This window comes from Mucilaginibacter sp. GW822-FHT03E02 (assembly GCF_058801545.1).
This window is the reverse complement of the sequence record NZ_JBXANJ010000001.1, coordinates 5592892-5607142: the sequence shown is the minus strand read 5'-3', so window position 1 is coordinate 5607142 and position 14251 is coordinate 5592892. Positions and strand designations below refer to the sequence as shown.

At 43.2% G+C, this 14251-nt stretch carries 10 protein-coding genes; 8 read left to right on the top strand and 2 right to left on the bottom strand.

Features of this window, described 5'->3' with window-relative positions; translation table 11 throughout:
- Window positions 1–8 precede the first annotated feature (8 nt).
- Together AC1RM2_RS23290 and AC1RM2_RS23285 are read left to right on the top strand one after the other, a co-directional pair.
- Window positions 9–374, top strand: a complete 366-nt coding sequence (locus AC1RM2_RS23290; RefSeq protein ID WP_492987531.1) for a hypothetical protein — start codon at window positions 9–11, stop codon at window positions 372–374.
- Between the two features lie 4 nt (window positions 375–378).
- Entirely contained in the window at window positions 379–1119 is a 741-nt protein-coding gene (locus tag AC1RM2_RS23285; RefSeq protein WP_492987530.1) for a head GIN domain-containing protein, read from the top strand.
- 433 nt (window positions 1120–1552) lie between these two features.
- Here the strand turns inward: AC1RM2_RS23285 and AC1RM2_RS23280 are convergent, their stop codons facing one another.
- Window positions 1553–3955 carry an ABC transporter permease gene (locus AC1RM2_RS23280; protein ID WP_492987529.1) on the bottom strand — a complete coding sequence of 801 codons (2403 nt, stop codon included), beginning with the start codon at window positions 3953–3955 and terminating at the stop codon, window positions 1553–1555.
- Between the two features lie 413 nt (window positions 3956–4368).
- On the opposite strand from AC1RM2_RS23280, the gene AC1RM2_RS23275 reads away from it, so the two are divergent.
- The 6 genes from AC1RM2_RS23275 to AC1RM2_RS23250 all read left to right on the top strand — a co-directional run bounded on the left by AC1RM2_RS23275 (window position 4369) and on the right by AC1RM2_RS23250 (window position 13077).
- Entirely contained in the window at window positions 4369–7095 is a 2727-nt protein-coding gene (locus AC1RM2_RS23275; protein ID WP_492987528.1) for an ABC transporter permease, read from the top strand.
- Window positions 7096–7242: 147 nt separating this feature from the next.
- Window positions 7243–7464 (top strand): hypothetical protein, encoded by a 222-nt coding sequence (locus tag AC1RM2_RS23270; RefSeq protein WP_492987527.1) that lies wholly within the window; start codon window positions 7243–7245, stop codon window positions 7462–7464.
- Between the two features lie 419 nt (window positions 7465–7883).
- On the top strand, window positions 7884–8714 hold the full coding sequence (locus tag AC1RM2_RS23265) for a hypothetical protein (RefSeq protein ID WP_492987526.1): 831 nt from the start codon (window positions 7884–7886) through the stop codon (window positions 8712–8714).
- A gap of 254 nt (window positions 8715–8968) precedes the next feature.
- Window positions 8969–9880: a hypothetical protein gene (locus AC1RM2_RS23260; protein ID WP_492987525.1), complete on the top strand. Its 912-nt coding sequence runs from the start codon at window positions 8969–8971 to the stop codon at window positions 9878–9880.
- A 128-nt stretch (window positions 9881–10008) separates the two neighbouring features.
- The gene (locus AC1RM2_RS23255; protein WP_492987524.1) at window positions 10009–11916 is read left to right on the top strand and encodes an AAA family ATPase; all 1908 of its coding nucleotides are present in this window, start codon (window positions 10009–10011) and stop codon (window positions 11914–11916) included.
- A gap of 54 nt (window positions 11917–11970) precedes the next feature.
- On the top strand, window positions 11971–13077 hold the full coding sequence (locus tag AC1RM2_RS23250) for a hypothetical protein (RefSeq protein ID WP_492987523.1): 1107 nt from the start codon (window positions 11971–11973) through the stop codon (window positions 13075–13077).
- 20 nt (window positions 13078–13097) lie between these two features.
- On the opposite strand, the gene AC1RM2_RS23245 is transcribed toward AC1RM2_RS23250, so the two are convergent.
- Complete coding sequence (locus tag AC1RM2_RS23245; protein ID WP_492987522.1) at window positions 13098–14033, bottom strand: hypothetical protein; 936 nt, start codon at window positions 14031–14033, stop codon at window positions 13098–13100.
- Window positions 14034–14251: the final 218 nt, after the last annotated feature.

The window sequence follows — 14251 nt, the reverse complement described above, 5'->3', positions numbered from 1 at the left end:
AAATCCATATGAAAAAAATCACTTTAACGGCCACGCTGGTTTGCGTGGTCATGGCCTGCCTTGCGGCAGTAAGCGGCCTTGCCGGTAAATGGCAGGGCAGCGTAAAGCTGCCGGACGGAAACACGTACCCGGCAAACTATGAATTTCAAACCAGTGACGGAAAGTTGACCGGAACTGCCACTGCCGAAGGGCCGCCAAAAGTTATTACCGACACCAGGATCAACGGCGATGATTTCAGTTTCAGCATCGCTGACGACGATGGCTCGGCGATCAAACATAGCGGGAAATATTACCCGCAGGGCGATTCGGTTTCGCTGAATGTCAACTATCAGGGAACGATATTACATACGACATTAACACGCAAAAAAAACTGAAAAGATGAAAAAACTAAGCCAAATTTTACTTGCCTTGCTATTTGTTGCCATTGGCCGTTATACTTATGCCCAACCGGCAGATTCAATAAAGGTACAGCGTTCACTTACTAATTTTACACGCCTCCATGTAGAAGGGCCGTTCGAAGTAACGATCGGGCAGGGAGCAGCGGATTCCGTCAGTTATAAAATACCGGCAGTTATCGCTGATCGTTTGGTCGTTGAAGTGAACGGCAAAACTTTACATATCCGCAATAAACATGATAACTGGTCGGCCGGTGAAAAAAGCTGGTGGAGCGGTAAAAGCTGGTGGCATACCCATCCCAAGCTTAAATTGTATGTGACCGTCCGTAACCTGGAGGCGGCTAAAGCGTCCGGTTCCTGCAATTTGTCGTTTAACGGCAGCGTGACGGTCCCTTCGTTAAAACTGGTTACCCGCGGCTCAGCCAGCATCAGCGGCGACATTGAGGTGCAAACATTGGACGCTTCGATTGCTGGTTCCGGTCTGATCAAATTGAGCGGTCAATGCGAAACGGTCGAAACACATATCTCGGGTTCGGGTATGTTTTCAGCCAAAGAGCTGATCACTGCTAAAACAGGAGTGCATATTTCCGGTTCGGGTCATGCAGCTATTAACGCCAACATACAGGTAAATGCCTGGCTACACGGTTCGGCGAGTGTGGCTTATACAGGTGCGGCTAAGGTCAGCAGCAAGAAAAGCGATGACGCGGAAATCACACGGTTCTGATTCACCTGTTCGAATAGGCGTATAATTCTGGGATGCCGCGCAATCTAAAACAACATTTGTCGAACAAACGCAATAAAGCCCGGCTTTAGGAAACCGGGCTTTACTCGCTATTGAGTGGCCTAAGTATTATCATTTATTGCCGCTGCGAGCCCTAAATCATTCTCAAAAAAGTTCAGGCTTTGTAAGTTGTCGGCTACCCGAAATGAAGCTTAGTCTGAATCACAAACTCGCAGATTCGTTATGTTGATAAGCTAATAAACCTCATTTAAAAAATCGCAGATAAATAACGTGGTTGTTTAAATACTTGAAAAATTCTGCCCTAAATTTCCAATTCGTCGTAATTTTTCAATGAATTGGTTCGAAAAACATACAGTCTCGGGATGAACTGGTCAAATCTCGTTAACCATAAAATCCTATAAATACTGATTTAGAATTACTCTGTTCTCAAACTCTTCACCGGGTTTGCCAATGCGGCTTTTATGGCCGTGTAGCCTACCGTGAGCCAGGCTATAATCAGTGAGCCCCCTATAGTTGCGGCAAAAAACCACACACCTATCATTATCCGGTAGGCGTAATGCTGCAGCCATTGGTTCATAAAATACCAGGCTACAGGGGTTGCAATTAAAAATGCAATGGCGATAAGGATGGTGAACTCTTTTGATAGCATCACCAAAATATCTTTTACAGGCGCACCCAGCACCTTGCGGATACCGATCTCCTTTTTACGCTGCACAGCCATAAATGAAATAAGGCCGTATAAACCCAGACAGGAAATAAAAATTGCTATGCCCGAAAATATTTTATAAAGCAACGAAAGCTGGTTTTCCTGCTGATAGCTTGCAGCAATGGACTGATCTAAAAAATTATATCCAAATATGTAATCCGGGAAATACTGGTTCCATAACTTTTCCATCGCCGGGATAATAGTTGTTGTATGGCCAAGGTTTATTTTGAGGCTCACCAGGCCATATCCTTTTTTCATCGTAGTCATTACCACCGGCACCATGGGGTCCCGTAACGAATTAACATGAAAATCCTTTAAAACGCCTACTATGGGTAACATTTTCCCGGAAACGTTTATCCTTTTTCCAACGGCGGCCTGCGCATTTGGTAAGCCAAGCCTACGCACTACAGTTTCGTTCACCACAAACTCGCGCATGGTATCCGAAGCATGGTAAATGCGGCCCGCTGCAAGCTGTAAATGATATAAGTTAAAAAATGAGGTGTCTGCTTCATTCATGTTCGTAATCATATTGGGTTCGGTAGCGTGATTTTCGGGTGTGCGCAAATCGGTATAATATCCGCCGCCCGCCGGCGATGCCATGCTCAGGCTAAAATCACGTATGCCTGGCAGTTTTAGCAAGTCATTGCGTAGCGCTTCCATTTTCCTCGCGCCAAGACTATCGTTTGGGAAACCGGCGTTAATAACGGCATCTTTGTTAAATCCTAAATCGGCCATGCGGAAGTAATCCATTTGCGATGTAACTATCAATGTTGCAATGATGAGCGTTTGCGCAATTACAAATTGAAATACAACCAAACACCTGCGAAAGGAAATTCCTTTTTGGCGCTCAGCCCCGGAAGATGCCCCTTTTAGTACGGTAACTGAATTAAAGCCCGATAATACCAACGCCGGATAAAACCCGGAAAATGCTGTAACCAGGGCCAATGCCAGCAGCATAAATAAAAGCACATTGCTGCTGTATAATATAGCTGTGGCAATGTGAATGCCAAGCAGGTTATTGATATAAGGGATGCAAAACAAGGTAATGCCGGTTGCCACTATTAGCGCAAGTAAGCAGGTTATGCCTGTTTCGCCAAAAAACTGCATCATTAACTGCGGGCGACTGCCACCCAACACCTTTCGAACACCCACCTCTTTACCCCGGTTCATGGCCTGCGCGGTAGTAAGGTTAATAAAATTTACACAGGCAATAACCAGCAGGAAAATGCCTATTGCGCCTAAAGCGTAGGTCAGATCTTTACTGAAGGTATGCCCGTTATAATTATTAAACCGCGAATCCGAATGTATTTGGCTTAATGGTTGCAAAACAAGATCGTATCCGGCATTACCAGGCGTGGTATGTTTGCCCATAAATCCGTTCAATAAATGGTCGAAATGTTCTTTTGTCTCGTTCGGTGCCAGCTGTACAAAACAATAATCCGCATCATTTATACTTCCCCAGCTATTAAAATCGGCATACTTACGCATGGTTTCGTAGGACAATACACCTTTTATAGGGAAATCTGTATTCGGCGGAATATCATTGAGGATCCCTGTGACCTTAATATTCAAGCCATCCATTTTTAATGTTTTGCCTACAGCTGTTTTCCAGTCGCCAAAATATTTATTGGCTAATTCTTTAGTGAAAAGGGCGGTGTTTGGCTCAGTAAGCGCGTCTTTTATATTGCCTATAGCAAGGCTAAAATCAAACATCTTAAAAAACTGCGGCTCGGTAAAAAACAACCCGTTTCCCTCATTAAACTTTTTAGCAACTGATCCATTAGCCGATGGTACTAAAACCTGCACGTTATAGTCGGCTGCGATAGCCGCAACATTGGATAGTTGCGGAAAATCAGACCGCAAGGCAAAGGTAGTCGGCACAGTTACCCCCGTCCGGTAACCATCGTCGGCCCGGTTTTTTGCAGCGCGAACTACCCTGTAAATACTGTCTTTTTTCGTGTGAAAAGTATCGAAACTCTGCTCATATTGGATCACCAGGAATATCAGCAGGAAAGCCGCAAAACCAACGGCGAGGCCAGAAATATTAACAAATGAGTTAACTTTTCTTCTGCCCAGATTTCTAAGCGCAGTTTTAAGATAATTTTTTATCATGCCTTTTCATATTATTTCATTGGTGCATGAATCAGGATGCAAGCAAATCAATTTGTCATTTCTAAAATTCTGGTTCAGGCAGATATTTAAGAATGCTATCCGATTATATCTTGTCAATCCTTAAATCCTGATTCAAATAAATTATTCTCCAAGAAAATGCCAAACAAACAAATTGTTGAATATTAGACATTTAGGTAAAAATTAAACTATATATTCGTTCGGTTTTGATACACCGTATGTTCGTTTATGAGTTTGCCGTGACTCGTGGAATGACACGTCCAAAAGCGAACACCGCTGTAATGTTTTCGTACAGTCACTTCAATTGCTTGTTTATAAATCATTTAAAATCAATTCTTTAACTCAGTGGCACGATTTTGATAAATTGATATTATAACTAACGTGTAACTACTGATATGCATGATCAATTCTGGAACCTTGCATCAAAAAAACTGGATAATGAAGCGACTGAGGAGGAAGCGCAGGAACTGGAGCGGCTGCTGAAAAGTTACCCGGTTTTAAAAGTAACCTACTTCCTATTGGCAGAACACTGGAAGGTTAAGCTGGAGCATACAGAAAAAGATAGTGCCAGGCTTTTTGAAGGCATATTAAAAAAAATAGAAGTTAACCAACCGGCAGCCGAACTAAAACATGGCTTGCAGGGACAAAATACTGCGAAAAGTCCCTATGCCTTAGCAGACTATCATAAAGTTTACCCTTTAATCAATATCGGCATGATCACGAACTATATCAAAGTACTCCTGCGGCAAATCATCAATCAAAAAGCCTATGCTGCCATCAATATCGGCGGCTTAGCCATCGGGATGGCCTGCGCAGGCCTGATTTTTTTATGGGTGGGCAACGAACTGACTTATGACCATAGCCATGTGCAGCGCGAAAATCTGTATAGCGTCCAGGTTAACCAAACCACAGCCAGCAACACCTTCACCATGGGATCCACGCCACGACTGATGGCAGCAGCGATCAAATCAGAAATCCCGGGGATCGTGAATACCTGCCGCATTTCGGACCAGGATGAACGTTCGCTGTTTACCATCGGGGATAACGGCATATACGCCTCGGGGAAATATGCTGACCCGGCGCTGTTCAGCATGTTCACTTTGCCATTTGTTGAGGGTAATGCTAATACCGTATTTTCAAACACCTATTCCATGGTGCTTACTGGAAAAACAGCGCTCAAATTTTTCGGACATACCACCAATATTGTCGGAAAAAGGGTCAGGATGAACAATCAACATGACTATGTAGTCACCGGCGTTTTGAAAGACTTCCCCGGAAACAGCACCCTGCAATTTGAATGGCTCGCCCCTTATCAGGCCAATCTTCGGCAGGAACAGATCACCTACGGCCCCCATGAAGAAACCTGGGATAGTTATGGTCCGTTTACTTATGTGCAATTAGCCCCTTCCGCAAGCCTGTCCGCGGTCAATAAGCAACTGGCCGCTTTTATACATCAGCGGGACCCTAAACAAACGGCGGCAGCTTTCCTATTCCCCATGCGCGACTGGCATTTGTACAGTGCATTTGCCAATGGCAAACCAACCGGCGGAGGCCGGATCAGTCAGGTGCGTATGCTTGCAGGAATCGCCTGGATCATCCTGCTGGTAGCCTGCATCAATTTTATGAATCTTTCCACAGCCAGGAGTGAAAAACGGGCCAAGGAGATCGGCGTGCGTAAAGTACTGGGATCAGGCAGGAAGAAGTTGATCTTTCAATTTATAGCAGAGTCATTGATCTTGTCTTTCATCGCAGCTTTATGCGCTTTATTTTTGATGGCTTTGGCATTACCCGCGTTTAATACCCTGGTACAGGAAAACCTGGTCCTGGGCCTAACGGAACCGATGCACTGGATCGCCTTATTGTTGATCGTTATGATCTGCGGATTTGTAGCGGGCAGCTATCCCGCGCTTTACCTTTCCGCCTTTGATCCCCTGAAAGTATTAAAAGGGCTGAGGCTGAAAACGGGTAATGCGGCCGTGATCAGGCAAGGCCTGGTTGTCGTGCAATTTGCGATCTCGGTGATCTTTATTATCAGTACCTATGTCGTTTATCTACAATTACAACATGTGAAAAACCGCAACCTTGGTTTCAATAAAGATAATTTACTGGAAATAGATATGCAGCATGCATTTGCCAGGGATTTCCAGGTAGTCAAATCAGAGTTGCTGAAGAACGGTACTATTGCCAATGTGGCGATGGCAGATCATACCACCATTGATGGCGGCAATACCCGCGACGACTTGATGTGGCAGGGTAAGCCTGCGGATAGCAAAGTCACCGTGTCCAGAAGGAACATCAGTGCGGAATTTATTTCCACATCCGGTATGCGGCTGTTAAGCGGAAAGGATTTCAACAGCAATGTCGCAGCAGACAACGCTAACGTGGTGATCAGCGCGTCCTTTGCCAAACTGATCGGCAATGATAGTCCGGTCGGACAAATTATCCGGATGCCGGATAATAATAACCAGGCGTCGATCAAAAATTACACGGTGATCGGTGTTGTGGCTGACTATATTTATGGCAATATGTACGGTAAACCGATGCCGGTCATATTTTTTTGCCAGCCGCCATCGGCGTTTGACGCCAACCTGCTCTACGTCCGCATTAAAGAAGGCCGTAATTCCCAACAGACTTTAGCAGACATCGGTGCAGTGATCAGGAAGATCAATCCCGCCTATCCTTTCCAGTATAAATTTGTTGACGACCAGTTCAACGCGATGTTTGCCGGTGAAATGCTGACCAGTAAATTGTCAGGCGTCTTTGCCATATTAGCCATCCTGATCTCCTGTCTTGGTTTATTCAGCCTCGCTGCTTATACCGCCGAAAGAAGGCTGAAAGAAATAGGGATACGTAAGGTACTGGGGGCAAGTATCACCGGTATCGTAGGTATGCTTTCTGCAGGCCTGATGCAGTTAGTTGCTATTTCCTGTGTGATCGCCTTCCCCATTGCCTGGTGGATCATGCATGGCTGGCTGCAGGGATATGAATACCGGATCAGCGTGGACTGGTGGATCTTCGCCTTGGCCGGTTTATCAGCAACGCTGATCGCCTTAGCGACCATTAGCTTTCAGGCGGTCAAAGCAGCCATCGCGAACCCAGTTAAGAGTCTGAGAAGCGAATAAGTTTTTCACCGTGCAGGTTATCATCAAAGAGACAAGAGCCATTGAAAAGGAAACTATCCTGGCGATTTACGGGGCGAATCGTGCCGGATGCCAATGAATAAAAAATTTACAGCTATATTAACCAAACCAGCTTTTAATATTTGATCAATGATGATGCGCATATTCCTTATCCTGCTCCTTTTACCATTTGCCGGTGAAGCGCAGCATGTTTTCAAAACGGACTATCAAAATTTCTGGATCATGAGGGATAGCGTCATGGCCCTGTCTGATACGGGCAAGCACTTGGATGCTGTTAACCGGCTATATATCCAAAAAGCCAGCGATGGGCTGAAAGCATTTATGCGGAACAAAAACGGGCTCGATCAATAATGGCTGGACCTCATTCATAACTACCCCTCTTTTTGGGATTCGTTGCGCATGAAAACGTCGCTAGTCGAGAGAGCCGCGAAAAAGCTTGAAAAACAGATCAGTCGTTTTCAGGCACTGTACCCCGGCTTAACGCCCGCCCAGACTTATTTTCTCATCGGTATCCGCCAGCAGGGCGGTACCATCCGCGGGAATCTCTCGTTAATCGGCACAGAGGTAGTTTTATTTTGACCTCGTCGATCCGCGAAAGGGCAAAGAATGAAAGCAAATCACAACACTGGAACTGATGCTAATGGGTTCCCTACTGTACATATATCGAACCATTTCCTTTCTGATTTGCGTTTAATTGCGGATTTGAACCAATATTTTTTTTGGTTCAAATTCCCGTTCAGAAGTCATACCTTCGATAAACAGGGTTACCAATGGCGAGAAAGCGTATAAGCATCGACAATGAAGTAGAACATCTTTTTCTTTCCCGAAGGAGGTGTTCGCTTTGCTTTGGACTGAGTAATGATTTTAAAATTAAACGTGGTCAACTTGCACATATAGATCAAGATAATACCAATGCGCACTTTGATAATTTAGTATTCCTTTGCTTTGACCACCATGATGAATATGATTCGAAAACAAGTCAATCTAAGGGATTAAGACCTAATGAATTAAAACGTCATCGCAATAACCTGTATGCTTTTGTAAATACTTGGGAGCAAAATAATAAAGCACAGCAGACTTTACTTCAATCTCAGGATGTAAAAAACAATAGCTTTTCTATTTACCAATTGATAAACAAAGAATCTATTTGCGGTTATGATTTTATAGCATTAAATGAAACTTATCAAATTTATATTTTATTCTCGGATGACCATTTTTCAATCAATTCATTTTATTGGGAAGTGAGTCAATGGTTAAATTGCGATTATAAAAAAACGCCAATATCCTTTTATTTTGACTTCATTGAACTTACTAACTTTATAAAGAACAGCTTTTTTGACGAAAAATTTTCTTTGATAGCCTATACGCGCAAATTGAAAGATATTTCGTCACTAGTTTTGACTTTTAACCAACCCCCTAAATATTATGAACTTGAGTACACAGCTTTTAAAAATTATCTGCAAAAAATTGCAAGGGGCTTAATAACAAAAATTCCTTTTTCTGCCTTTAACGATGCTGATATTTTAATTTATAATGTGCTAGTAGATATGTTAGACGAACTAAAAAGGATGAAAATCAATCTCATAAATAACGGATTATAGTTAGCTAATAATGACAAACTGCGCCTAAGATCACGGATTGGTCGCAGGACCTGGGTGCATAGATTACGGATTTGAATCAATAAATTATTGGATAAAGTTCATTCTTTAAAGCCAAACGTAGTTAGTCCGTAAGACTAACTCTGTGAAACCTGTTAAATGCGACGAATTTCAGGCACAATGATATTTTAAAATATATTCTTTTAAAATATCTTATTATTTTTATAGCTAAGTTTTACTTAAACCTTGAAGCTTAGATGGATGCACAAACAATTAAAATCATTCAGCGACTGGTACTGGAAGTTGCTGGGATAGGCGTGTTGGTTTGGGGGTTGATTTTTATTTTTAAAGGTCTGACCGGGAAAATATCTTTTGTTCTAAAAGGGCCTGGTTTTGGGGTAAAATTAGCCAATGCGAGTCCAGGCGTTTTTTTGTCCTTACTTGGAGCTTTAATGATGTGGTTTTCTATGAAAGATTTCACCGTTGAAAAAAAGACGGTGACTTCGGAACTCGATTCCGTTGCCGTCTTAAATCAATGGTTAAGCAATGCTTACAAAGTGAAGGATGGGAAATATTACACCAAGGTAATAGATACCGTTATTGGTACTGCACAAACTGACCATTTTAAAGTGAGTTATTTAACAGTTCACCCTCCTGAAACTTTGGGGAAGATTGCTGAAAAACAATATGGGGATGCGAAATTCTGGAAGCTAATTGCGGTTTCAAATATCGGGAAAGGCTATTTTGATTGGGCGTCTGTACAGGAAAATTCGACCATTCCTGATAAAAGTCTTTTGGAGATTTGGCGGGTCTCGATTTTCAATGGAAAAACCACAGATGAAATTGTTAAAGTCAGCGCTATAAGTAAAAAAGCGGCTTATCAGGATCTCCTGCAAATGTCCATCCAAAAACCGGAGTTTGATCCTTTAGCGAATATTTTTGAGCTTGAACAAGCATATAAAGCAAAAGAACTGCAAATGGTCGAAACACCGGCTAACTATTCAGGTGGCGTCGAAACAATCGGAGACTTAAGTTTGAAATATTACGGAGACAAAACGCTATGGCCCCTTATTGTCTGGACTAATAAAAAAAGCCTCGGTCAAATCAAGTCAGCTGACGATAAACCTGATAAATCAAAGGAGATCTTTATTATTCATTTTATTCCGTAAGCTTAATCAGTGTTCGAAGGCTAGGCATAATACTGCGTATTAAATGGCTTACTTTTTGGGATATTTGTTATCTCTTTAATTTGTAATTTGGGGGTTAATTAAACCTTTTCAAACCAAGAAGCCAGTTCATGCCACTAACTGAAATACAATTCCCCAAACATGCCAAATTTGCTTCGCAAAATAAGATCATTGTTGCCCAACCGGCAAAGGACAAAGGGGCGATAACGATAATCTGCGGTAAGAACCATTCCGGGAAAAGTTATATTTTAAAAAGGGTGCACCGGATCGTTCTCAAAAGAAACGACTTGCTGAGTAGCACGGACCAACCCATAGACCGGGAAAATTCCGACGATATTTTTTGCAATTTTTCCCAGGCGGATGCGCAGATCGCGCCAGCTATGCTGATTACCAAAATTTCACTGATCACCGACCTCTCAAAAGGGACCTCGACTGCACAGGAATCCAATCACAAAAATGTGAACCGCCACTACAAAGGGATGTCCGATCTGTATATCCGGGCGGAAATCAAAAAGTGCTTGGAAGATATCACTTTTGAATTTATCGAACACCTGTTCGGAAAGTTAAAAAAGGACTTTGACAGCGAAAAGTGGCACGACCCCATAGAGACAGATTATCGGCTGGGTATTCTGAACGGACTTTTAAACCAGGAAATATATTTAGCACCCCGTTCGAACCCGATTGTCGTCCTGTTCGAAAAGCTCACGCAAGGGCGGCTCTATTTCGGTTTTAGTAAACCCCAAAAAAGCCTTCCTTTATTTGAAATGCACTTAATCTTCACCGGGCAGATCATTATTCCCTATGCGAGTTGGAGTGAAGGGCAAAAGGTTTTGATGTCATTGCTATTATTAGTTCATTACGAAAATCCTGCATTGCTTTTATTTGATGAGATCGAAAACCATTTGCACCCGGAATACATCTCGGCGGTTTTAGATTTCGTAAAAAAGCGCGTACCGCAAACCATTATCACTACCCACCATCCGCATATCATATTTTCGGTGTACGCTGATCTGGTCAATTATCTTGACCTCGAAAAATCAAATGACCAGTTCCCTGAGATTATTCAGAACGACAAATATTCGCGGTTTACGCCACCAAAAAGGACCTGTCAATTATTAGAAAAGAGCTATGCAAAATTGCTTTCTTCTTATAAGCTTTTCGATGCTTATGACAACCAGCTGCTCAGGATATCCGCTGCGAACATTGCTAACCTGAATGAATTATTGACGGCGACATTTACTTCTCTGTTTAATTACGAGGTGATCGGCGCTGACAGTGGGAAAAAGCCGGATCTGCAGTCTCAGAAATTATACAACCTGTTCAGGAACAGGTTGATTATCCGTCCGGTTAAGGTGCTGGAGATCGGCGCCGGTGAAGGCCGGTTACTGGTAGATGTCAACAAGATCCTTAAAGTGAATGAAACCGACCGGTTGACCTGGTGTTTGTACGAACCCAACGAAGAACCAAGGAAAAAGATCGCACAGGTTTTGGCCACATTTCCATATCCCGAAATGGTCTCGGTGGTCGATACTTTGCCCGATGGAGAGTTCGACTTCATTGTCATTGCCAATGTTTTTCACGAACTTCCCCCGGATCAGATCGCTGAAATACTATCCTATTGCTATACAGCCATCAAAAAAGATGGCAACATTATTATCGCGGAGCTTTACCCATTGTTAAAGCCGGAGCAATTTGCGGTGCCATTGTCCGCGCTGGAATGGGCTCAATTAGCGAGAAAAATGGGCTTTAAAGCGACCACCGAAAATATTGTCTTCCGAAATGCAAGTAACGAAGCCTACTTTGTCCAGCTAACAAAGAATAAAAATCAGGATGTTGGGCTAGAAACCCTAAAAACAAAAATTGTTGAATTTTGGGATAGCGAAGTTTTAGCAAATCGTTCCGGCGACTACGCAGGCAGGATACGACTTGGGGATTCCGAGGAAATCCCTAAAACCCTTGGCGGCCTAGCCACCATGGCCAGCATTATTGCCTATAACAAGGGTGACTGGACCGCATGACTCTATAAAAGCAAAATGTAAGGCGATTTATGACAATTACCAATTAAAAGCAATATGCATCAACAGGTATTTTATACGATTCCGGGTTTGGAGAACCAGTTGATGAATTTTATCAACGCTTACGGCGTGGAACTGGAGATCAGCGCAGGCCAGGAAACAACACAACTAAAGCCAAAACCTGAAAGGGTCTGCCGCTTCTGCAAGGCTGGTCCGGATGCTAAATTATTTAAAGACATCGCTCACCTGATGCCGGAATTATTGGGCAATCATACCCTGATCTCCGATTCGGAATGCGGTAAATGCAATAAACATTTCGGCAGATATGATAACGACCTGGCTTATTCGCTGGGCATGTTGCCCAGCTTTTTTGGCAACAAAGGAAAGAACGGTGTTCCGACCTTCAAGTCACCCGGCGAGATCGTGACGGCCCGGTCGGAAGATTTTTTTGGCACCACAGCATCGAAGATCATGCGGAAGGATGTTTCTGACAAAAGTTTTATGTTGGATAAAGCGACCGGCTTGATCACCATGACCTATACCAAGCATTCGTACCGGCCGCTTTTTGTCTATAAATCCTTATTGAAGATCGCCATCAATATGATGCCGGAAATACACCTGCCGGATTACCAGGCCATTATTGATTACCTATTATTAATTAAAAATGATGACTTAAAACCAGATTCTGCCACGGTGATGTGTCAGTATCTCCCGTTTCAGTATAAAGCTGCTCACCCTGTTGCGGTGCTATTCCGCAAATATGATCCGATGGCTAACCTGACCACTCATGTTTTCATGTTAACCTATGAGCATATCAGTTACCAGTTCCCCCTGCCGTTCCATCGTTCCGACCTCGCCAACGGCTTCAGGCACCCGGTTGTTCCTTTATGCCCTCCTGTATTTTCAGAGCCGCCCATGAACACAGAAACGTATCATGCAGCGTTTAAAGACTTTTCATCGAACGAACTGCTAAAAGGGGAGGTTGAAACCATCCACATGAATATCGATCCCTCACTCTTAAATAACCTGCGTTCTTTCGATCCCAAAACAAATACCTATGGTGACGCAACACTTAACGCTGACGACATCGCTGGTTTCGTTTTCTATGACCGTAACAATCCGCCCAAATTTCCCGATAACGGGTTGAAAGACGAACAAGGGTAAAGAGTAAACCGTATATCAGCTTAAAGATTATATTTGATTTGAATGAAGATGTGGTATATAACCGTGCCGGAAGAGTGCTCGGTCTTGCCGACCTTGATAGCTGAAGCGTTTACTTTAAAATGGGCACTTACATCCGTAAAAGAGCCGATTAACTCATACCCGGAAGGATATTGGCATTTTGGTATAATGTCTGTCGGATAGTTCTTCCAGTGATTTTCAAAATTAGCCGCAGTATCCAGGTCATAATAAATAATGAATAGGGTTTCCCGCTGGTGGCAATAATTAAATATTTTTTCGAGATGCGGCACCGCAGTTCCGGCCCCTCTGTAAATTAATGCTTCTCCCACGAGCATGATCTTCGTGTCGGCTCCAAGTACAGGCAGATCGCGCATACCAGGCTGCGGGCCGAGTTCTCCCGAGAAAGCGCCTCTTTTCTGCCCGGAAATTGTCCAGCCATAGTTATATATCCTGCTTTCCAAAATAACTTCAAGCAGGTCATTGTATTTATTCTCGTCGTTTATCTTTTCGACCGCCCGGATCTTATCAAGCATTTTGTCGGCGGCATAGACAAATTTCTGTATCAGGAATTCGGGCATGCTGGTTTTTCCATTTAATCTCGCAGGGATTACCTGGATAAGCTTATCGGGTGTGGAATCAAAAATACGTTTGTATTGATATTGCAGTTCGTCAATGTTGTCCAAACCTTTGACCTTTAGTTTTAAGTCCTCCAAAAATTGAAGCTGGGATATATCATCGAACTTATGATAAGCTTCCCCCATTTCGATCCAATAGAAAGCCTCCGCCCAGCGGCCACGTCCAACCAGGGATTCCACTTTCAGTTGGAGAATATCCGGTAACAGCTGATAAGGCAGTTCCTGGTCATTAAACAGTTTATCAAACTGCTCGAACCGTTGATCAAAGCGTTCATGAAGGAGCATGGACGCTTTTTGTGCCATTTAAGGATAACTAAAGGTAGCTCAGGCCCAGATTTAAACGGCGCAAAAACGGCAACTAGCCGGTTTATAAAAACACATTATCGGTTCTTTACTGATCCTCGCAGATCTTGCTATTACTTTAATCGGAGTATGGCTTTTTGCAGTTAACAGAACGCTTCCGGGCTGAAGAGTTACATTAATGAAGATAAATCAGGGTGTAATTTGTCACTGGCAAAAAT